Consider the following 19,887-nt stretch of genomic DNA (forward strand, 5'->3'; position numbering starts at 1 on the left):
TTCATTTGTTGAAGTCTCAACTAACTGCTGCATCCAGTATAAACATGCATTTGCATCTTTTGTTCCCACTTCCGGAACATTTTTTGAGAATCTTCAGTTCTACTGGATGTAGAAGATTTCGGATAGCACGCCATCTTTGAGAAACTGGTAAACATGCCCCAAGCCACTGTCCATCTGCTCCGCCACGGCGAGGTCCATAATCCCGACGGCGTTCTGTACGGCAGGCTGCCCGAATTCCACCTCTCAGAGCTGGGGCGGGAAATGGCACAGACGCTCGCCGCGCACTTCAGCGAGCGTGCGGCCCTTGGCGCACGGATTGTCTATCTCGCGGCGTCTCCGCTGACCAGGGCCCAGGAGACAGCAGCGCCTACGGCCGAAGCACTGCACCTTGAAATCCACACGGACGAGCGCATCATTGAGGCCGAGAACTACTTCGAGGGCATGAAGGTCACCAAGGCCGAGCTCCGCAAGCCCAAGCACTGGCCGCATTTGGTCAACCCGCTCAGGCCGTCCTGGGGAGAGCCCTACAAGGCGCAGGCGGCCCGTGTCCGGGCTGCGGTCCAGGACGCCAGGCTCCGCGCCATTGAGCTGGCCGGTGACGACTACGGATCTGACGGGCCCGAGGCCATCATGGTCAGCCACCAGCTTCCCATCTGGGCCACCCGCCTCAGCGCCGAGGGACGTCCCCTGTGGCATGATCCGCGCAAACGCGAGTGCACGCTGACGTCCATCACCTCCCTGGTGTTCGACGACGACGGCTCCCTCCTGCGCGTTGTGTACAGTGAGCCCGCTGCCGCACTTCTTCCCGGCGCCGCCAGCACCCCGGGGGCCTGACCGTGGCACCCTTCCGTTCCCAGGACACCCGCGCCACTTCCGGCCAGACCGCCTCCGGCCCGGCAACGTCCCGCCGCGCTGTGCTTGCCGCGGGTGGCGCGGCCCTGACCGCCCTGACCCTGGGCCTGTCGGCGTGCGCGCAGGAGGATGCCTTGGCCAAGCAGGCCAAAGCAGGCGACAACAAGAACTACGTTGCAGGGGACGGTTCGGTCACCGAGTTCGCCGCAGCCGACCGCAAGGCCGCCGTTGCCATCAACGGCACGCTCTTCACAGGCACCGCGGTAACCCCCGCCGACTTCCAGGGCAAGGTGACGGTCCTGAACTTCTGGTTTGCGGCCTGCGCACCCTGCCGCGTGGAGGCACCCATCCTGGAGGAGCTGCACCAGGAGTTCAAGGAGCAGGGCGTGCAGTTCCTCGGCGTCAACCTCCGTGATGAAAAAGCCACCGCCGAGGCCTTCGACAAAACATTCAACCTGACCTACCCCAGCTTCGACGACAAGAACGGCGGCGTTCTCCTGGCCGTTTCCGGGCTGGTCCCGCCCGGCGCAGTCCCCACCACTCTGGTCCTCGACAAGCAGGGCCGGGTGGCCTCGCGCGTGCTGGGCGAAATCCAGAAGGGCACCCTCAAAGCCCTCATTACCGCTGCTGTGGCAGAGTAGCGGCGGCTCCGGACCGTGAACAGCCCCTTCGCCGAAGCCATCCTGAACGGCTCGCTCCTGCTTGCCATCCCCGTGGCGCTGCTGGCCGGCCTGGTCTCCTTCCTCTCGCCCTGCGTCCTGCCCCTGGTGCCGGGGTACCTGGGCTACGTCACCGGACTGAGCGGCGTGGACCTGCAAAAGCAGAAGCGCGGCCGGATGCTGGCGGGCATCGGGCTCTTCGTTCTCGGGTTCTCCCTGATTTTTGTGCTTTTGGGCGGCGCCTTTGGCCAGCTGGGCACGCTGATCACGGGCTCGCAGAACGCGTGGATCACCCAGCTCCTGGGCGTCCTGGTGATCATCATGGGCGTGGTGTTCATGGGCGGTTTCGGCTGGCTGCAGCGTGATGCGAAAATCCATGCCAAGCCGCCGGCCGGCCTGTGGGGTGCGCCCTTGCTGGGGATCACGTTCGGGCTGGGTTGGGCCCCGTGCATCGGGCCTACCTACTCCGCCGTCCAGCTCCTGAGCCTGTCAGGCGGTTCTTCCGCCGCCAAGGGTGCCCTCCTAGCCTTTGTGTACAGCCTGGGCCTGGGCATCCCCTTCCTGCTGATTGCCCTGGCGGTTCGCCGCGGCATGGGCGTGATGTCCTTCTTCCGCAAGCACCGGCTGGCCATCCAGCGCACCGGCGGCGGAATCCTGATTGTCCTGGGGCTGCTGATGGCCAGCGGTGTCTGGGGCACCTGGGTCACCGAACTCCAGTACTGGTTCCAAACCGATGTGAAGTTGCCGATCTGATGAGCGAGCGCGTGAAAGCAAACAAGTTGTCTCCGGCCCAGTCCCCGGCCCCCGTGGCCGCCGCCAAGGCCGAGGCAGCCCTGCCTGTCCTCGGGCCCGTGGGGATGCTGCGCTGGGCGTGGACGCAGCTGACCAGCATGAAGACGGCGCTGTTCCTGCTCCTGCTGCTCGCGGTGGCAGCGGTGCCCGGTTCGCTGTTCCCGCAGCGTCCTGCCAACCCGTCCATTGTGACGCAGTACATCAAGGACAACCCGGATTACGGCAAGCTGCTGGACACCCTGCAGCTTTACGATGTCTACTCCTCGGCCTGGTTCTCAGCCATCTACATCCTGCTGTTCATCTCGCTGATCGGCTGTGTCGTCCCACGCGCCATCGCCCATTACAAAGCCATGCGCTCCCAGCCGCCGCGGACCCCCAAACGTCTCTCCCGCCTGCCCGAGTACGGCACGCTGGTGGTTCCCGCCGACGCCGGCCTCCCGGCGTCGGACGCCATCCGCAGCGCCGCCGGGCTGCTGAGGAACCGCGGCTACCGGGTTGAGGTGAGGGACGACGACGGCGCGCGGCCGTCTTTGGGGGCCGAGCGCGGCTTCCTGAAAGAAGTGGGGAACCTGGTGTTCCACACCTCGCTGATAGGCGTCCTGGTCTCCGTGGCCGTCGGCGGCCTGTTCGGCTACAGCGGCCAGCGCATCCTGGTGGAGGGTGACACCTTCGTAAACACCCTGGTGGGTTACGACCAATTCACCCCGGGCACCAACTTCCAGTCCAGCCAACTGCAGCCGTACTCCATCCAACTGGACAAGTTCGCCGTCACGTTCGACCGCGAATCCAGGGGCAAGTTCGGCCAGCCCATCGATTTCACGGCGGATGTCACCACCAAGGAAACACCGGATGCGCCGGCCAAGCAGGAGGTCCTGAAAGTCAACGACCCTGTGACCCTGGGCGGTACCAGTATCTACCTCACAGGCAACGGCTACGCGCCGTTGGTCACGGTGCGTGACGGTGCGGGCAACGTGGCCTTCCAAGGGCCAGTGGTGGGCAGGCTGCAGGGTGAGAACTACTACTCGTCGGTCGTGATCAAGGTTCCTGACGCCAAACCGGACCAGCTTGGCTTCGCCGGCTTCTTCCTGCCCACGGCGTTCAAAACCGAGGAAGGCGTCTCGTTCAGCGGGGACCCTGAACTGATTAACCCGCAGTTGACCCTGAACTCGTTCTACGGGGACCTGGGCCTGGACGACGGCGCGCCGCAAAACGTTTTCGAACTGGACGTCAAGGACCTGACGCCGCTGAACGCCCGCAACCTGGACGCCGGCGGCATCACCCTGGCGCCGGGCATGAGCTACACCCTGCCGGACGGCAAGGGAAGCATCAGTTTCGACGGCGTGAAGCGCTACGTGGGCGTGGACATCCACCACAATCCCGGCCAGCTCTACGCCCTCATCTTCGCGCTGCTTGCCGTGGCAGGCCTCATCATTTCCCTCTATGTCAACCGCCGCCGGGTCTGGGTCCGCACGGGGACCCACGAGGACGGCCGGACCATGGTGGAGTATGGCCTCCTTGCCCGCGGCGAAGACCACCGGCTGGCCGCTGAAGCCGCGGCCATCCGGAAGCTCCTCGCCGAGGAGTGGAAGCTTCCACCATCCGCTGGGGCTACGGATGACGCCACGGCTGACTCCGCCCGCACCCAGCAAACTCCCAGCCGCCAGGACCATAATGGCGCAGATTCGATCACCTCCCCAGCTGGCCCCGTCGGGCCGAAAAAGGACCAGTAATGCCCTTCGCCATCAACGAAACCATGGGCCAGTACAGCGAGCTGTTTATGCTGCTCGCTGCAGGCACGTACACCGTTGCCTTCATCGCCTTCGCCTGGGACCTGGCGAAGAGCAGCAAGGCGCTGCACGCCGTTGACCTCAAGGCGGCCCAGGCGGAGCAGGCACCGAAGGTCCCTGTTGGCGCAGGAGTAGGCACTGCCGGCGCCGGGGCTGACAGGGGCGCTGACAGGACCGAGTCGCACCTCGCCGGGCCGGCGGGCAGGGCTGAGCGGCCGACGTCGGCCTCCGCCCGGCAGGCAGCGGGTGCCTCCGGCGCGGGACAGACCGCCGACGCCGACATGCGCTACGCCGCGGAACGGCGCGCCCCGGCGCGGGTCGCCGTCGCCCTGACCATCCTGGGAGTGCTGATCCACGGCGCCGCAGTCATCACCCGTGCCATGGGCGCGGGACGCGTGCCGTGGGGCAATATGTACGAGTTCCTGACCACCGGTGCGTTTGTGGCCGTGGCTGTGTTCCTGCTGGTCCTGATCCGCCGCGACCTGCGGTTCCTGGGCACCTTCGTGGTGGGCCTGGCCGTCATCATGCTCACGGCCGCCACCGTGGCATACTTCACCCCCGTGGGCCACCTGGTTCCGGCGCTGCAGAGCTACTGGCTGATCATCCACGTCTCCATCGCAGTGCTGTCCTCGGCCCTTTTTACCCTCACGTTCGCCATGTCAGCCCTCCAGTTGGTGCAGGCGCACCGGCAGAAGACCGTAGCTGCCGGTGGCGCGGACAAGCTGGGCTTCATGCGGCTGGTGCCTTCGGCCCTGAGCCTGGAAAACCTCTCCTACCGGATCAACGCCATCGCCTTCATCGGCTGGACGTTCACGCTGATGTTCGGGGCCATCTGGGCGGAGAAGGCCTGGGGCCGGTTCTGGGGCTGGGACACCAAGGAAGTATGGACGTTCGTGATCTGGGTGGTCTACGCCGGCTACCTGCATGCCCGGGCCACCCGCGGCTGGACTGGGACCCGCGCAGCCTGGCTCTCGATCGTCGGCTACCTGTGCGTGATCTTTAACTTCACCATCGTGAACCAATTCTTTAATGGGCTGCATTCCTACTCAGGCCTCTGAACAGGGGTTTCTTCCAACCGCTCCCACGCTGGCCTGTTGATAGTAAATTCGGTGTAACAATAAGGGTTTTGCCATTGAATTGGTGGTGCTACCTTGGTGGAAGCTCGTCTGTGATGAAGCTCGCGGACGGCCTGCTGCGTTTTTTCCGAGGTACTTATGAGCTACGTTCTCGCCATCGATGTCGGGACCAGTTTCACCGCCGCCGCCATTGCCCGTATCGACCTGATTGCTCCGTCTGTTCCGGAGAGCCTCCCGTTGGGGCTCCGCGGAACGTCGGTGCCATCGGTGGTCTACTATCCCGAGGAAGGCCCCATCCTGGTGGGGGAGGCCGCCGAGCGGCGTGGGCTGGATTCCCCCGACCGGGTGGTCAGGGAATTCAAACGCCGGATCGGAGACGACGTCCCGATCGCCGTTGGGGCTCTGTCCCTGCCGGCGGAGGAAGTCTTCGCCACCATGGCCGGCTGGGTGGTTGACCGGGCCGCGGAACGCGAGGGCGAGCCTCCGTCGCAGATCATCCTGTCGCACCCGGCAGCCTGGGGCGGCCACCGGACCGCCATCATCCAGGAAGCCCTCAGTGCCCGGGGACTGCACGGTGTCACGCTGATAACGGAACCGGAAGCGGCGGCCCTTCATTACGCCTCCCAAGTCAGGGTGGAGGATGGCAGCACCATCGCCGTTTACGATCTGGGCGGTGGCACCTTTGACACGGCCCTCCTCAGGAAGGCCGACGCCGACCGCTTTGAGTTCCTGGGCCGGCCTGAGGGGATCGAAGGCCTGGGCGGCGCCGACTTCGACGCAGCGGTCCTGCGCCACGTCGCGGCGCACACCGGGGAGGCTTTAGCTGCCCTTGACCCCGCCGACCCCGCATCGCTGGCGTCACTGGCCCGGCTCCGCCGTGAGTGCGTGGAAGCCAAGGAAGCGCTCTCGGCCGACAGCGCGGCCAGCATTTCCGTGTTCCTGCCCGGCATCCACCAGCAGGTACGGCTGGTCCGCTCCGAGTTGGAGGCCATGATCGAGGAACCCATCCGTCAGACGGTGGACGCCTTGGAACGTTCCCTCGATGAGCTCGGCCTGGAGGCGGATGACCTCACCGCGGTGCTGCTGATCGGCGGATCCTCGCGTATTCCCCTGGTGGCACAGCTGATTTCGGAACAGCTCGACCGGCCCATCGCCGTGGACGCCGATCCCAAGTCCTCCATTTGCCTGGGGGCCGCGGTGGCAGCAGTCCGCGCCCGGCAGGCGGCGGCTGCGGCCGCTGTTCTACCCGACGAGGCAGTCACCGCCGTTGGCACGGTTCCTTCCTCGACGACGGCCATGACGTTGACAGCTCTGACAAACGTTGAGCCGCACGGTGACAGCAGCCGTGCCAGCTGGTCCCGGAAGTCCGGCTCCGCTTTTGGCTCCTTGGCTGGCACCGCCGCCGCTGCTGCCGGCGTCGGTGCCAGGGGACATGCAGGCACTCACACAGGAGTCCATGGTCCGGCGGCCAGTTCCGGGCCGCATAGTCCGCGGCCATCCGTGCGGCTCACTGCCGTGGCTGCCGCTGCAGCGCTGTTCACGGTCCTGACCGCCACTGCTGCGCAAAGCCCCGAGGGACTGGGAAGCCTGACGGCGATGTTCGCGCCACAGGAGGCAGCCAAGGACTCCAGCGCCGCAGCCGCAGACCCCGGCACGTCAGCGCCTGACGGCACTGGCGGCGGTGCGCAAGGCGATGGCGCAGCGGATGCCACGGGCGACGGACAGGCTCCGATGAGGGGTATTGAGGCCAGCGCCAAGAAGACCAGTGGTAAGTCCGCAAGCACGCAGGGGATCGAGGCAGCGGCATCGCCCATCAGCAAGCCGTCCAACAGCGCATCCACGCCAAACCTGGACAGTGGTGGAACGGCAGGCGCGGCCGCAGGTTCCGTGACGGGTGGAACAACCGGTACGACGTCCGATCCAACGCAGGGAACCAGCGGCTCCGGAGCGGCCGCCGGGACAACGCCGACCACGAATCCTGACCCCACCACGGACCCGGTTCCTAACCCGACCACCGACCCGCCGGCGCCTGATCCAACGACGGATCCGCCTGCTCCGGAGCCGGATCCAACGACGGATCCGCCTGCTCCGGTGCCGGACCCAACGACGGATCCGCCTGCTCCGGAGCCGGACCCAACGACAGATCCGCCTGCTCCGGTGCCGGACCCAACGACGGATCCGCCTGCGCCGGTGCCGGATCCAACGACGGACCCGCCCGCGGAAGATCCGATTCCGACTGAGCCGGCGGTCTGAGGCATGGTGGCCCATCATCAGCCGTCAGCCAGGGAACTCCTCCACGGCCACGCAAGCGAGACAAACGTTGCGCCGCCTCACACCTACGGCACGGACGGAGCGGGACCTGAAGGGACGGGTACGCCTCACGTCGGCACCGAACCGCACGCGCTGGCGCCTGGCAGCCCTCAATACATGGCACAGCAGCTTCGCGGTGAGAACGCTGCAGTCCGGGAACTCCTCCTGGCACTGTCCGTCGGATTTTCCCTTCCCGGTCCGCTGCCGGCGGAGCTGGAGCGGAAGGTGGGCGGCGGGGACGTCGAAAGCCTCGATTCCCTCGTGGCCAAGGCGGAAGCCTCCGGGCTCCTCCTCCCGGACGGCACTGTTGTAGGAACGGCTCAGCACGCGCTCCTGACCCTGACACCCACTGCCCGGATCCACGCGCTCCAGCGCGAACTCGTGGGATGCTTCGCTGCCGAAGGCCGTCCGCTGGGCGACTTTGCCCGCGAACTGGCACGCGGCGGACTGGCTGACCTCCGCGTCGCGGCTGAGCTGGAAAAGGCCGCTAACAAGGCACTCGATCACAATCCAGGCCTGGCTGCGGAACTCTACGGCGAGGCGTTGCTGGCAGGCGCCGACGAATTGGCCACCGCCGCCCGCCGGGCTCACGCCGCAGCGGCCACCGGGGACCTGGATACTGCAGCCCGCATTGTCGACGGCGTGCTGGGATGCCCTGACCCGCCCGACCTCCTGCTCGCTGTAGACGTCTCGGCTGCCGTATGGGCGCAGCGGGGGATGCTGGGCCGCAGCGCGGACGTCTACGCCTGGCTGGGCCCATCGCGCGTGGGTACATCCGCCCCAGCCGCCGCCGTGGCTATGATCGGCTGCGGCAACCGCGCCGGAGCCGAATCAATGTTCCCCGACGGTTCCTCGCCGTCGTCGCCCACTCTTTTAGCTGTGGCGCAGGCCCAAACGGCGAAAGGCATTGTGGAGTCACTGGCTGGGGACCCCCATCAGGGGCTGCCGGTGCTGATCCACGCCTCAGACATGCTGAACGCCTCCGGTGCGACAAGTCCGCTGCCGGATACGCCCGGTGCACTTGCAGCCCTGGTGGCCCTGCACAGCGGCGAACCGCACCTGGCGGAAACCATCGTTCGCGCCGCGGCCGCCGCAGGCCAGGGTGGCGATGCGGCCAAGCCCAGGCTGTTCCTGCTCCAGGCATGGTCGGCCATGCAGCAGGACAACCCGGAGGATGCCCGGCTGGCCATCAACGAAGCCTCAAAAGCGAACCACTGGCCACTGGTCCCGCGGGATGAATTCCTGTGCGCCGCCCTGGAAGTGGGGCTTGCACGCCGCAGCGGCGAAGTGCACGACCTTGTCCTGGCGTGGGAACGGGCACGGGAGGCCATGCTGCACACGTCCGTGGACCTCTACAACCTCCTGCCTTGGGGCGAACTGATGATCACGGCTGCACGGCTGCGGGAGACCAGGCGTGTCTCGCATTACCTTGACGAGGCATGGACGCTGCTGCATGAACTTGGCGACCCTCCACTGTGGGCGGTGCCGTTGCACTGGGCGGGCGTCCAGGCCGCGCTGCTGAATGAAAGCCCGGCAGACCTCGCGCCGCACGCCACGGCACTGGCTCGGGCAGCAGACCACAGCCACCTCGCATGGGTGCTGGCTGCAGCCGGAAAGGCCTGGGTCTCGGTCCTGGCGGCAAATTTCCAAGCCGCCGATGTGGAAGCAGCGGCCCGCGGGCTGAACGCCGTCGGAATGCCCTGGGAGGGTGCGCGGCTTGCCGGGCACGCCGCTGCCCGGGCAGACGAGCGTAAGGACATGGTGCGGTTGTTGTCCTGCGCCCGGGACCTTCATCCGCAGGGCAGTTCAGCCGGCACGGGAGCCTCCGGACCGTCGGAGCCGCGCGGCACTGCCGCCCCCGAGAACAACAACAGCATGCCCCCTGACGGCGGCTCAGGACTGAGTGAGCGCGAGAAGGAAGTGGCACGGCTGGTCCTTGAAGGCAAGACCTACCGCGAAATCGGGGAGGCGATTTACATCTCCCCGAGGACCGCGGAGCACCACATAGCCCGGATGCGCCGCCGGCTCGGCGCCGAAAACCGCTCCGACCTGTTGGTTCGGCTGCGCCTTGCCCTGGGACCGGAAAACCCCCAGCGGGAATAGCCCCTAGTACCCCTAACGGGACTGCCGCCGATCCCCTAGCAGGGGGTACGGCGGTACGGGGAAGTGACCCGATGCCCGGTCTTTGGGTGGGACCGTACGTTTGATTCAAGCCCGGTATCGACGCCGAGCCAGCCACAACTCAGAGAAGATTTGAGGACCATCCAATGCCTACACTCGCAAACGAGCTCGTCCAATTCCTGATGAGCCTTTTTGGAAACCCGCAAGCAGCGCAGGACTTCCTGGAGGATCCTGAGCGGGCCCTGGACGATGCCGGCCTGGGCCACGTCTGCTCTGCAGATGTTGATGCGGCCATGCCGGTTGTTTTGGACTACGCTCCCATCACCCTCAACCATTCCTCGTTCGACCGGGAGTACAACACCGGCGGCAACGGCGCGGCAACCGGCCATGGTGGCGGTGGCGGTGGCGGCCACACTCCTCCGCCTCCCCACAGCGGCGGACACGGTGGTGGCGGACACCACGACCACGACGACCATGCACATGCTGTCCAGCAGCTGCATCATGTAGTCAACAACTACTCCTACACGTCGACTGTGGATGACCGCGACACCATTACAGACCAGTCCGTCAACCAGAACATCTGGGCCGACGGCGACGTCAAGCAGTGGTTCGACAACGACTCGGTTGTGGCTTCCGGCGACCGCGCCATTGCCGCCGGCGATGACGCCGACGTTGAGGACTCCAACAACATCGAGGACTCCTACAACACAGACAACTCCACGGATAACTCGACCGACAACTCCATCAAGGCTGGCGGCGACGTCAACATCGGCAACAAGGAGACGGACATCGAGGACTCCTTCAACACCGACCTGGACGTGGACGTCGAGGATTCCTTCAACGACAACTCGGACAACTCCATCAACGATTCGTACAACGACAACTCTGACAACTCGACAGAGACCGACGTTGAAATCGACGTTGAGGATTCCTTCAACGACAACTCGGATCACTCGACGGACAACTCGGTGGAGATCGAGGACTCCTTCCAGGACAACTCCACTGACGTTGACGTTGAGGTGGAGGATTCGTTCAACACCGACAACTCCGAAACCACTGAAGTCGAGATTGAGGATTCCTTCAACGAGACCGAAACGGATGTTGAGATTGACGACTCCTTCAACGAGACCTCCACCGAGGTGGAGGTCGAACTCGAGGATTCCTTCAACGACAACTCAGAGACCACCGTCGTCGAGGACAACATTGTTGTTGCCGACAATGAGCTTGAGTTTACGGAGGACAACTCAATCAACACGGAGGTGGAGGTCGACGCCGATATCAGCGCCGAGGACGATTCGACAGTCATCCTCTAACGGCTGGTCCCGGGGTACCGGGAGTGCCCGGCAGGCGGCCCAGAACGCCTGCCGGGCACTTCTCGCGGCAACCCCAACGTCCCTATTTTCGAGACTTGAAGCAAAGGACTGGCTGTGGTTGAAACGCAACGCCCCGGGGGTCTGGCAAAGTCGACAGGACCGGCAAGGCCCTCAACGCCCCTTACGGCGGCGCAACTGACAGAACTCGTGGAACAGGGAATCGAGCTCGTCAGTGCCGGAGACCGCGCCGACCTGCGGAAACGCCTGGAGCAGACGTTGCGCAGGCTGCAGGATCCGAATGTCCGCGTGATCGTGGTGGGTGAATTCAAGCAGGGGAAAAGCAAACTCATCAACGCCCTGGTCAACGCTCCGGTCTGCCCTGTCGATGACGACATCGCTACCTCCGTACCCACGGTGGTCCGGCACGGTGATCCGGCCTCAGCCTCCATCCTCCTGCCCCCTGCGGATGCGGAGCCCGGTGACGAAACTGCACTTGAACGGCAGCCCATAAACATCGCTGATCTCGCCACCTACGTTTCCGAGCGCGGAAACCCCGGCAACGCCAAGAAACTCGTGGCCGCCGAAGTGTTCCTGCCCCGCAAGGTGCTGGCTGGGGGCCTCACCGTTGTCGACTCCCCGGGAGTCGGCGGCCTGGGGTCCACGCACACACTGACCACGCTTACGGCGCTGCCCTCGGCAGAGGCCATGCTTCTGGTTTCGGACGCATCGCAGGAATACACAGAACCTGAGATCAGGTTCCTGAAGCAAGCCATGCGGATCACGCCAAGCGTTGTGGGCGTGCTGTCCAAGACTGACCTGTACCCGGAATGGCGGAAGGTTGCCGAGCTTGACCGCGGCCACCTTTCCCGGGTCTCTGTGGACATCCCGCTTTTCCCTATTTCCTCAGATCTCCGCCTGGAAGCCGCCCGGCTGCAGGACGCCGAACTGAACGCCGAATCGGGATTTCCCGGCCTGATCGGCCACCTCCGGAACGAAATCGTGGGGAAGGCGGAACGGATCCAGCGCCGTGCCGTCAGCCAGGACTTGCTTTCCGTGACCGAAAATCTTCGCCTGTCGCTTCAGTCGGAACTGGCCGCGCTGCAGAACCCGGAAGGGACCCCAAAGATGATTGCGGGGCTGGAGGCCGCCAAACTCGAAGCCGACGAACTCCGAAAGCGTTCCGCCCGGTGGCAGATCACGCTCAACGACGGCATCGGCGACCTCATCGCAGACATGGAATACGACCTCCGGGACCGGCTGCGGCGGATTCAGCGTGAGGCTGAGGCTGCCATTGACCTGGGCGATCCTGGTCCCACGTGGCCGCAGTTTTCGACGTGGCTGGAGGAATGCGCCGCGGCCGCGATCTCGGACACTTTTGTTTGGACCAGCGAACGCGCACAGTGGCTGGCTGCGCAGGTTGCTGAGCATTTCTCCGAGGACGAGGTGGCTCTTCCCGTCCTGCGCGTTTCCGATACGGGCGACGCCCTGGATCCCGTCGATGACATGCCCGGGCTGGACGATGGGAAGATCAATCCGATGCAGAAGGTGCTGATCGGGATGCGGGGATCGTACGGCGGCGTCCTGATGTTTGGTCTGCTCACCGGCTTGTTCGGGATGGCCCTGATTAATCCGCTCTCTGTCGGGGCCGGACTGCTGTTGGGGCGCAAGGCTTACCGGGAAGACAAGGAAGCAAGGCTCAAGCGGAGGCAGACGGAAGCGAAGGCCCTGGTTCGCCGGCAGTTGGACGACGTCGTGTTTCAGGTGGGGAAGCAGCTCAAGGACCGGCTCCGGCTGGTACAGCGCACTACCCGCGACCACTTCACCGAAATCGCGGAGGAACATCACCGTTCGCTCTCCGACTCCGTGGCGGCGGCGCAGAAAGCCGCCACCACCTACAAGCTGGAAAAGGAGATGCGGATCCGGGACATCCAGGCAGAGCTTAAGCGCGTTGACGCCCTGCACCGTATCGCAGAATCGGTGGCGGCGGAGTTGTCAGGGGCCGAAGCTGTGGCGAAGGCAACCGCGAAGCCCATGAGAGGGCCGGCTGCCAATCCACAGCCCGCCAGCTCCGGGCCAGGGGCTGACCATCCGGACGGAACCCACGACGGCCGTGACGCGGACGGCCATCGCTTCGGGAGCGGGCAGAGCCCGCACGCGCTGGCGGCTGGCTGATGAGGGAGGCAACCAGCAGGGGAGTGTCAGAGCTGATCCAGGAGGCCCTCACGGTCTACCGGGATGACGCCACTGCGACGGCAGCTTTGAAAGGCTACTCCGCGAGGCTTGCCGAGCCTCTCCGGGTTGCCGTGGCAGGAATGGTGAAGGCGGGCAAGTCGACCCTGCTCAACGCCATCATTGGCGAAGAGATTGCGCCCACCGATACCGGTGAATGCACACGCATTGTGACGTGGTACAGGTACGGGCATACGCCCCGCATCACGCTCTACCCGATGGCGGGTGAGCCACGCACGCTGGCACTCAAGCGCGTGGACGGGCGTCTGGTGTTCCTCGGCACGGAGCGTGCGGAAGACGTGGAGAAGCTGGTAGTGGAATGGCCCTCCGAGAGCCTGCGGAACGTGACGCTGATAGACACTCCGGGCATTGCTTCCCTGTCCACGGACGTTTCCGCCAGGTCCGCCAGCTTCCTCACCCCCGCGGAATCAGCCTCCCAAGCTGACGCCGTCATATACCTTATGCGGCATATGCATGCCTCCGACCTCCGGTTCCTGGAATCATTCCGCGATACCGAGGCCGGACGGTCCGGCACCGTCAACGCCGTGGCAGTCCTGTCCCGGGCGGACGAGATCGGCGCGGGAAGGATCGACTCATTGCTCTCTGCCGGGGATATCGCGGAGCGGTATCGCCGGGACCACAGCCTGCGGAAGCTGGCATTGCGGGTGGTCCCGGTGGCGGGGCTCCTGGCACAGAGTGCCCGGACCATGCGCCAGGCAGACTTTGAATCCCTGGCCCTGCTAGCAGGCCTGGACCGCGCGGCCCGGGAGAAACTGTTGCTCTCGGCTGACAGGTTCCTGCGGGCCGGGGTGCCTGAGGGCCTCACTGCTGATGCCAGGGCATCATTGCTGGAGAGGTTCGGACTTTTCGGGATCCGCCTGGGCGTGGTGCTGATCCGGGCCGGCTTCACCGACCCCACCCCCTTGGCCCACGAACTTGCCAGGCGCAGCGGGCTGGACCCGCTGCTGGCCATGCTGGCCTGCCAGTTCCACGCCCGGGCCGACGCCCTGAAGGCGCGGACAGCACTGGTGGGTGTGGAATCCCTGCTTCGTGCGTCGCCGCGTGAGGGCTCGGGACATTTGTTGGCAGCACTGGAACGGCTTCAGGTAAATGCCCATGAGTTCCGCGAGCTGCGGTTGCTCGCCACCCTGCGGACCGCCGGATCTTCACTCGGCCCTGACTGGGCCCTCGAAGCTGAGAGGCTGACCGGTGGCTCCGGCACGGCCGCAGCCCTGCGACTCGGCCTGGAACCGGATGCCACTCCTGAGGAGATCACCACTGAGGCCCGGGAGTGCCTCCGACGCTGGCGGGTGCTCTCGGAGAACCCGTTGACTGACCGTTCGGGGCAGGAAGTCTGCCGTGTGGTGATGCGCAGCTGCGAGGGTATCCTTGCCGAAAGCGCGGCCCTGCAGCTGAGCTAGGCCTGTTGGCAGGAACCTATTCCTGCTTCCGGGATCGGAGCCAGGCATTGCTGGCGGGCGTAAAGAGCAGAACCAAGCCCGCGAATGCCATCAGTAGCTGGGCTCCCCACAGCAGCCAGACGTAGCTGCCGCCATCGCCGTCGGGAACCAGGAACGCCGCCGCCACCAGCGCTGCGCCCACATGGACCAGCAGCAGCGGGATCATCAGCCAACGGACCCAGCCCTGCCGGCCATTGACGATCGCCAGCCCGGCCGCTTCGAGGAGGATTATCAGCAACATTGCGCCCATGCTGGCCCAGAAGACAATGGCCGAAGCAGCACTGAGGGCGTCCGCGTCGCCGCCGGGTGACATCCCGTCCACTACCGCCCGCAACCGTTCCAGGTGTGAATCTCGCGTCAGGAATGAACCGACGAGGACGGCGAAGCCGGCAACGAAGCTAAACAGCCAGAGCGTCCGGGCCGCACGGACGGAGCGGGGTGTCGGTGGCGCCACCACAATGGGCGCAGGCGAGGCGTAGGACAAGCCTGGCCGTGGCGGCGGCGCCGGAGGGCCGGAAGGCCGGGAAGAGGCACGGCTAGCCTCAGGCTGGGCAGGGGCAGGGGCAGGGGCAGGCCAGGAAGGAAGGGGGGAAGCAGGTGGCTCACCTGACGGGGGTGCGGGCCTGGTGGCCCGCAGTTGCTGTTCTCCGTCGGGGTCATGAGCCATCGGGATTACTTCCGGTCGTCGGTATCGTGCGTGTCCGCATCCCCGCTGCTGGCATCGCCGGCCCCGCCGTTCACGGTTCCCGTGCCAGTGGGCCCGTGGCCGCCGGTGTCCGGACCGGCGGCGGAGGCCCCGCCGTCGGCCTGCCCCTTCGCTTCCAGGTCATCCTTGAGCTTTTTCAGGCGCGCAGCCTCCGCCTGGTTGCGGCGGCGGACTTCGAGGTTGCGGAGGAAGTCGGGGTCGTCGTCGGGAGCGGTGGGGTGACTGTAGCTCTGCCGGACCGGGGGATTGCCCCGGGGACGGCCAATCAGGAGCCACAGAATGGCCCCCAGTACCGGCAGGACAATCATCACGACGATCCAGGCGGGTTTGGAGATGCCCCGGGTGAGGCGTCCGTCAGTGCGGATCACGTCCACCAGGCCATAAACAAAGATGGCAAGTACTGCGACGGCGAGAACCACACGGAAGAGCATGGCATTAAGTCTATCGTCCGGACGGGGCGGGCGTTCAGGGAGGGCGGCTAAACTTGGAAGGTGGCTTTCCTGAAATATTCCCTGATCCGGCTGGCGCTCTTCGCGCCGCTCTTTGTGCTGTTCCTTTTCCTGGGCCTCGGCGCAGTGATGTCCGTCATCTGCGCTGCAGGCATTGCCTTCGCGGTCAGCTACCTGTTCTTCCAGGACCAGCGCGACCAAGCTACTGAAGCGATGCGCCGCAGGTTCTCGGGCAAGGCCAAGCCCCTGCGCACCGCCGGCGAGGTTGACGACGCCCAGGCAGAGGACACCCTGGTGGACGCCAATCCGGACCTCACCATTCGCACCGACGCCAAGCCGTCCGGCGGCACAGCAGCAGAATCCAAGCACTCAGAAATCAAGGGCCAGAACAGCTAGAACCCGTGGCTGAGCACCAGTCCCAGTGAGAACAGCAGGCTGTAGCCGAGGTTGATCAGGCCGGTCTGCTTCAGCACCGGGATGAGGCTCTTGCGCTTGCGTCCGTTGATCATCAGCCAGGCCGGCATCAGGCAGGCGGGGATGAGCAGCAGGACGATCAGCATCCACGGGCGGCCCGGGGCCAGGATGATCACCAGCAGGATGGCGACGGCGAGCATCAGGACATAGCTTTCGCGGGCATGCTTGTCACCCAGGCGGACCGCCAGCGTCTTTTTCCCGGCCTGGATGTCGGTGGGGATGTCCCGGACGTTGTTGGCCATCAGCAGGGCACAGGCGATGAGCCCGGTGCCGATGGCGCCGATGATGGACGCGAGGTTGATTTGTCCGGCCTGCGTGTACGTGGTTCCCAGTGTGGCCACCAGGCCAAAGAAAACGAACACAAAGACATCGCCCAGGCCCATGTAACCGTAAGGGTTCTTGCCGCCCGTGTAGCCCCAGGCGGCCATCACGCAGCCCAGCCCCACCAGGATCAGCCACCAGCTCTGGGTGATCACCACCAGCACCAGGCCAACCACCATGGCGGCTGCGAAGGCGCCGAAGGCCGCGTACTTGACGTGTTCGGGGCGTGCAGCACCCGACCCCACCAGGCGCAGCGGGCCCACACGGTCCTCATCCGTGCCACGGATGCCGTCCGAGTAGTCGTTGGCGTAGTTGACGCCGATCTGCAGGAGTAACGCCACCAGCGCGGCAAGGATCGCGTTGAAGATGAGGAACGAATCCATTTCAAAGGCTGCGGCTGTACCGATCAGCACTGGCGCGATGGCCGCCGGCAGGGTGCGGAGTCGAGCGCCTTGGATCCATTGTGCGGCTGTGGCCACGGTAAGTACCTCGTGTTGGGTCGGGGTTTGGCAAAACGGTGACGCACCTGCCGCAAAGCTCCGGCCGGTGCAGGTCTACTTTACTTTCCCTGGTGCAGGGAGTTGAGCCGGCCGGTCATGGCCAGGCGGTCCGGTTTGCCGTTGGGCAGCATCAGCAGCTCCGGCGCAGTGAACACGGTTTTCGGGGCGAGGAGTCCCAGCGTCCGGTGCCATTCCTGTTCAAGCACGACGGCGGGATCCCCGCCGGGCGCAGCATCGTCACCCGCTGCTGCCGGGGTACCAGCCGCAAACCCCGGCGAGAGGGCCACATAGGCGGCCACGGCCTGGCCCCACTCCGCGGACGGTACGCCGGCCACAAAAGCCGCCGTGACGCCGTCGGACTTTTCCAGTTCTTCCTGCACATGCGCGGCGGAGACCTTGACGCCACCGGTGATGATCACATCATCGGCACGGCCCAGGATGGTGAGCCGGCCGTCGGCATCGAGGCTTCCGAGGTCGCTGGTGCGGTACCAGCGGACGCCGTCCTCCTCGAAGAAAACATCCGCGGTTTGTTCGGGGGCATCCAGGTATCCGGCCGCAATGGTGTCACCGCCCAGCAGGATGTGGCCGTCCTCGGCGATCCGGACCGCAGAACCTTCCAGTGGATAGCCGTCGTAGATGCAGCCTCCGGAGGTTTCCGCGGAGCCGTAAGTGGTGAACACCCGGACGCCGGCCTCGCGTGCCGCGTCCAGAAGCTTGGCCGACGCCGGCGCGCCGCCGAGCAGGATGCCGTTGAAGCGCCGCAGCGCCGCCAAGGTTTCCGGCGACGGGTCCTCCAGGAGCCGCTGGAGCTGGGTGGGCACCAGGGAGGTGTACCGGAGTTTGTCGGTCAGCTCCAGGGCTGCCGCGGTGAAGGCCTCCGGGGTGAATCCATGCGACATGTCCATGACCCAGGGGCGGGTGCCGGCGAACAGCGAACGAACCAGCACCTGCACGCCGGCCACGTACTGCACGGGCAGGGCGAGGAGCCACTGGCCCTCGCCCTTGAGCGCGAAGGCGGTGGCCATGGAGGAAGCAGCCAGGGCCTCCACCGTGAGGATAGTGGCTTTGGGGGTCCCGGTGGAGCCGGAGGTGCGGACCACTACCACGGCGTCGTCGCAGCCAGGGGTCTCCACATGGCCCACCACCAGGCCGCCGTCGTCGCTCACCGAAAGCTCGACGGCGGGGCCCTCGCCGTGGAGGGCTGCGGCCAGCGCCTTGAGGGCTGGGTCGATGTCTATGGGGCCGATATTCATGGGTCCGATGTTCATGGAGGTCCTGCCTTAGAAGTAGTGCGGGAAACGGGACCAGTCGGGGTCGCGTTTTTCCAGGAACGCCTCTTTGCCCTCCACAGCTTCGTCCGTCATGTACGCCAGGCGCGTGGCTTCCCCCGCGAAGACCTGCTGGCCGGCCAGTCCGTCATCAGCAAGGTTGAACGCGAACTTGAGCATGCGGATGGCCTGCGGGGACTGCCGGGCGATATCCGCGGCGTACTCCAAGGCCACTTCCTCGAGCCGTTCGTGGTCCACGGCTTCATTGACCGCCCCCATCCGGACCATGTCGTCGGCGGTATATTCGCGGGCCAGGAAGAAGATTTCGCGGGCGGTTTTCTGGCCGATCTGGCGGGCCAGCAGCGCCGAGCCGTAGCCGGCGTCGAAACTGCCCACAGTGGCATCGGTCTGCTTGAACTTGCCGTGCTGGCGGGAGGCGACGGTGAGGTCGGAGACGACGTGGAGGGAGTGGCCGCCGCCTGCCGCCCAGCCGTTGACCACCGCGATGACCACTTTGGGCATGGTGCGCATCAGGCGCTGGACTTCCAGGATATGGAGGCGTCCGGCGCGGGCGGGATCGATGGTTTCCTGCGTCTCGCCGTCGGCATAGCGGTACCCGTCCCGGCCCCTGATCCGTTGGTCCCCGCCGGAACAGAACGAGTGCCCGCCGTCCTTGGGGGAAGGGCCGTTGCCGGTGAGCAGGACTGTGGCCACGTCCGGGGTCATCCGGGCGTGGTCCATCGCGCGGTAGAGCTCGTCCACGGTGCCGGGGCGGAAGGCGTTGCGGACTTCCGGCCTGTTGAAGGCGATCCGGACGGTGGGCAAGTCCCTGGTGACGGAGCCGTCTGCAGCCCGCTCCACCTGGCGGTGGTACGTCATGTCCTGGAAGTCGTCAAAGCCGGACACGGTGCGCCAGCGGGAAGGATCGAAAACGTCGGACACCTTGGCGGGGAATTGGTTGCTCACCGAACAAGTCTAGTAATCGGCTCAGCTGATGCAGAACTCGTTCCCTTCCGGGTCCGCCATGGTGTGCCAGGAGTGGGGACCCTGGCTGGCGCTCCAGAGGAACGTCGCTCCCCGGGCCTCGAGTTCCTTCCGGGCCTCGTCCTTATCCCGGCCGTCCAGGTCCACGTCCCAGTGCACCCGGTTCTTGACCGTTTTTTCTTCCGGTGCCGTCTGGAACAGGAGGCGCCGTTCCGGCTTGGATGCGTCGAGTTCCTCGGGCGGGCGGATGGCGCAGCCGTCCCGCCAGACGAGTTTGCCTTTGTGGATCAGGGTCTGGTCCTCGGTGGCGAATCCCTGGTCAATCATGGAGCGGATGAAGCCTTCGTCCTGCGGCTCCACTGCCCAGTCAAGGGTCTCGGCCCACCAGTCCGCAAGGGCGTGAGGGTTCTTGCAATCCGTGACAATCTGAATGTTCAGTCCCATGCCTCCAACCTACGACGGCGGCAGGCGGGCTGGTAGGGGGAGGCACACCCTCTGCATCGCTTCTGCATCGTTGGAAAATGTGCGCACGTTATCTTGACAGATTGTCATGACATGGATCACAGTTGGGTTAGGAAAGGCTTTT

At 65.5% G+C, this 19,887-nt stretch carries 17 protein-coding genes; 11 read left to right on the forward strand and 6 right to left on the reverse strand.

Annotated elements, in window-relative coordinates; translation table 11 throughout:
• Positions 1-153 precede the first annotated feature (153 nt).
• The 10 genes from V9L18_RS04975 to V9L18_RS05020 all read left to right on the forward strand — a co-directional run bounded on the left by V9L18_RS04975 (position 154) and on the right by V9L18_RS05020 (position 14,560).
• Positions 154-834: a histidine phosphatase family protein gene (locus tag V9L18_RS04975; RefSeq protein ID WP_337346062.1), complete on the forward strand. Its 681-nt coding sequence runs from the start codon at positions 154-156 to the stop codon at positions 832-834.
• 80 nt (positions 835-914) lie between these two features.
• Complete coding sequence (locus V9L18_RS04980) at positions 915-1,493, forward strand: TlpA family protein disulfide reductase (protein ID WP_337346282.1); 579 nt, start codon at positions 915-917, stop codon at positions 1,491-1,493.
• 15 nt (positions 1,494-1,508) lie between these two features.
• The gene (locus V9L18_RS04985) at positions 1,509-2,264 is read left to right on the forward strand and encodes a cytochrome c biogenesis CcdA family protein (RefSeq protein ID WP_337346063.1); all 756 of its coding nucleotides are present in this window, start codon (positions 1,509-1,511) and stop codon (positions 2,262-2,264) included.
• On the forward strand, positions 2,264-4,033 hold the full coding sequence (gene resB, locus V9L18_RS04990) for a cytochrome c biogenesis protein ResB (protein ID WP_337346064.1): 1,770 nt from the start codon (positions 2,264-2,266) through the stop codon (positions 4,031-4,033). Before V9L18_RS04985 ends, resB begins: the two co-directional genes overlap by 1 nt.
• Positions 4,033-5,148, forward strand: a complete 1,116-nt coding sequence (gene ccsB, locus V9L18_RS04995; protein WP_337346065.1) for a c-type cytochrome biogenesis protein CcsB — start codon at positions 4,033-4,035, stop codon at positions 5,146-5,148. Before resB ends, ccsB begins: the two co-directional genes overlap by 1 nt.
• 156 nt (positions 5,149-5,304) lie before the next feature.
• Complete coding sequence (locus V9L18_RS05000) at positions 5,305-7,419, forward strand: Hsp70 family protein (protein ID WP_337346066.1); 2,115 nt, start codon at positions 5,305-5,307, stop codon at positions 7,417-7,419.
• A gap of 174 nt (positions 7,420-7,593) precedes the next feature.
• Positions 7,594-9,579 (forward strand): LuxR C-terminal-related transcriptional regulator, encoded by a 1,986-nt coding sequence (locus tag V9L18_RS05005; RefSeq protein WP_337346067.1) that lies wholly within the window; start codon positions 7,594-7,596, stop codon positions 9,577-9,579.
• Between the two features lie 164 nt (positions 9,580-9,743).
• Positions 9,744-10,910 (forward strand): IniB N-terminal domain-containing protein, encoded by a 1,167-nt coding sequence (locus V9L18_RS05010; RefSeq protein ID WP_337346068.1) that lies wholly within the window; start codon positions 9,744-9,746, stop codon positions 10,908-10,910.
• Positions 10,911-11,051: 141 nt separating this feature from the next.
• A complete protein-coding gene (locus V9L18_RS05015; protein ID WP_337346283.1) occupies positions 11,052-13,082 on the forward strand; it encodes a dynamin family protein in 2,031 nt (676 codons plus the stop codon).
• A complete protein-coding gene (locus tag V9L18_RS05020; protein WP_337346069.1) occupies positions 13,082-14,560 on the forward strand; it encodes a dynamin family protein in 1,479 nt (492 codons plus the stop codon). Before V9L18_RS05015 ends, V9L18_RS05020 begins: the two co-directional genes overlap by 1 nt.
• Positions 14,561-14,576: 16 nt before the next feature.
• Here V9L18_RS05020 and V9L18_RS05025 read toward each other — a convergent pair whose 3' ends face one another.
• Both V9L18_RS05025 and V9L18_RS05030 read right to left on the reverse strand, forming a co-directional pair.
• The gene (locus V9L18_RS05025) at positions 14,577-15,053 is read right to left on the reverse strand and encodes a hypothetical protein (protein WP_337346070.1); all 477 of its coding nucleotides are present in this window, start codon (positions 15,051-15,053) and stop codon (positions 14,577-14,579) included.
• Positions 15,054-15,271: 218 nt separating this feature from the next.
• Positions 15,272-15,736 carry a PLD nuclease N-terminal domain-containing protein gene (locus V9L18_RS05030; protein WP_337346071.1) on the reverse strand — a complete coding sequence of 155 codons (465 nt, stop codon included), beginning with the start codon at positions 15,734-15,736 and terminating at the stop codon, positions 15,272-15,274.
• Positions 15,737-15,796: 60 nt separating this feature from the next.
• On the opposite strand from V9L18_RS05030, the gene V9L18_RS05035 reads away from it, so the two are divergent.
• Positions 15,797-16,150 carry a DUF4229 domain-containing protein gene (locus tag V9L18_RS05035; RefSeq protein ID WP_337346072.1) on the forward strand — a complete coding sequence of 118 codons (354 nt, stop codon included), beginning with the start codon at positions 15,797-15,799 and terminating at the stop codon, positions 16,148-16,150.
• Here the strand turns inward: V9L18_RS05035 and V9L18_RS05040 are convergent.
• The 4 genes from V9L18_RS05040 to V9L18_RS05055 all read right to left on the reverse strand — a co-directional run bounded on the left by V9L18_RS05040 (position 16,147) and on the right by V9L18_RS05055 (position 19,745).
• Positions 16,147-17,028, reverse strand: coding sequence for a 1,4-dihydroxy-2-naphthoate polyprenyltransferase (locus tag V9L18_RS05040; protein ID WP_337346073.1), 882 nt, complete (start codon positions 17,026-17,028; stop codon positions 16,147-16,149). The two genes, V9L18_RS05035 and V9L18_RS05040, sit on opposite strands and share 4 nt — an antisense overlap.
• 80 nt (positions 17,029-17,108) lie before the next feature.
• The gene (locus V9L18_RS05045) at positions 17,109-18,317 is read right to left on the reverse strand and encodes an AMP-binding protein (RefSeq protein ID WP_337346074.1); all 1,209 of its coding nucleotides are present in this window, start codon (positions 18,315-18,317) and stop codon (positions 17,109-17,111) included.
• Between the two features lie 12 nt (positions 18,318-18,329).
• Positions 18,330-19,283 carry a 1,4-dihydroxy-2-naphthoyl-CoA synthase gene (locus V9L18_RS05050; RefSeq protein ID WP_337346075.1) on the reverse strand — a complete coding sequence of 318 codons (954 nt, stop codon included), beginning with the start codon at positions 19,281-19,283 and terminating at the stop codon, positions 18,330-18,332.
• Positions 19,284-19,304: 21 nt separating this feature from the next.
• A complete protein-coding gene (locus V9L18_RS05055; RefSeq protein ID WP_337346076.1) occupies positions 19,305-19,745 on the reverse strand; it encodes a VOC family protein in 441 nt (146 codons plus the stop codon).
• Between the last annotated feature and the right edge of the window lie 142 nt (positions 19,746-19,887).

It is taken from the genome of Pseudarthrobacter sp. CCNWLW217 (assembly GCF_037203985.1).
Lineage (GTDB): Bacteria > Actinomycetota > Actinomycetes > Actinomycetales > Micrococcaceae > Arthrobacter.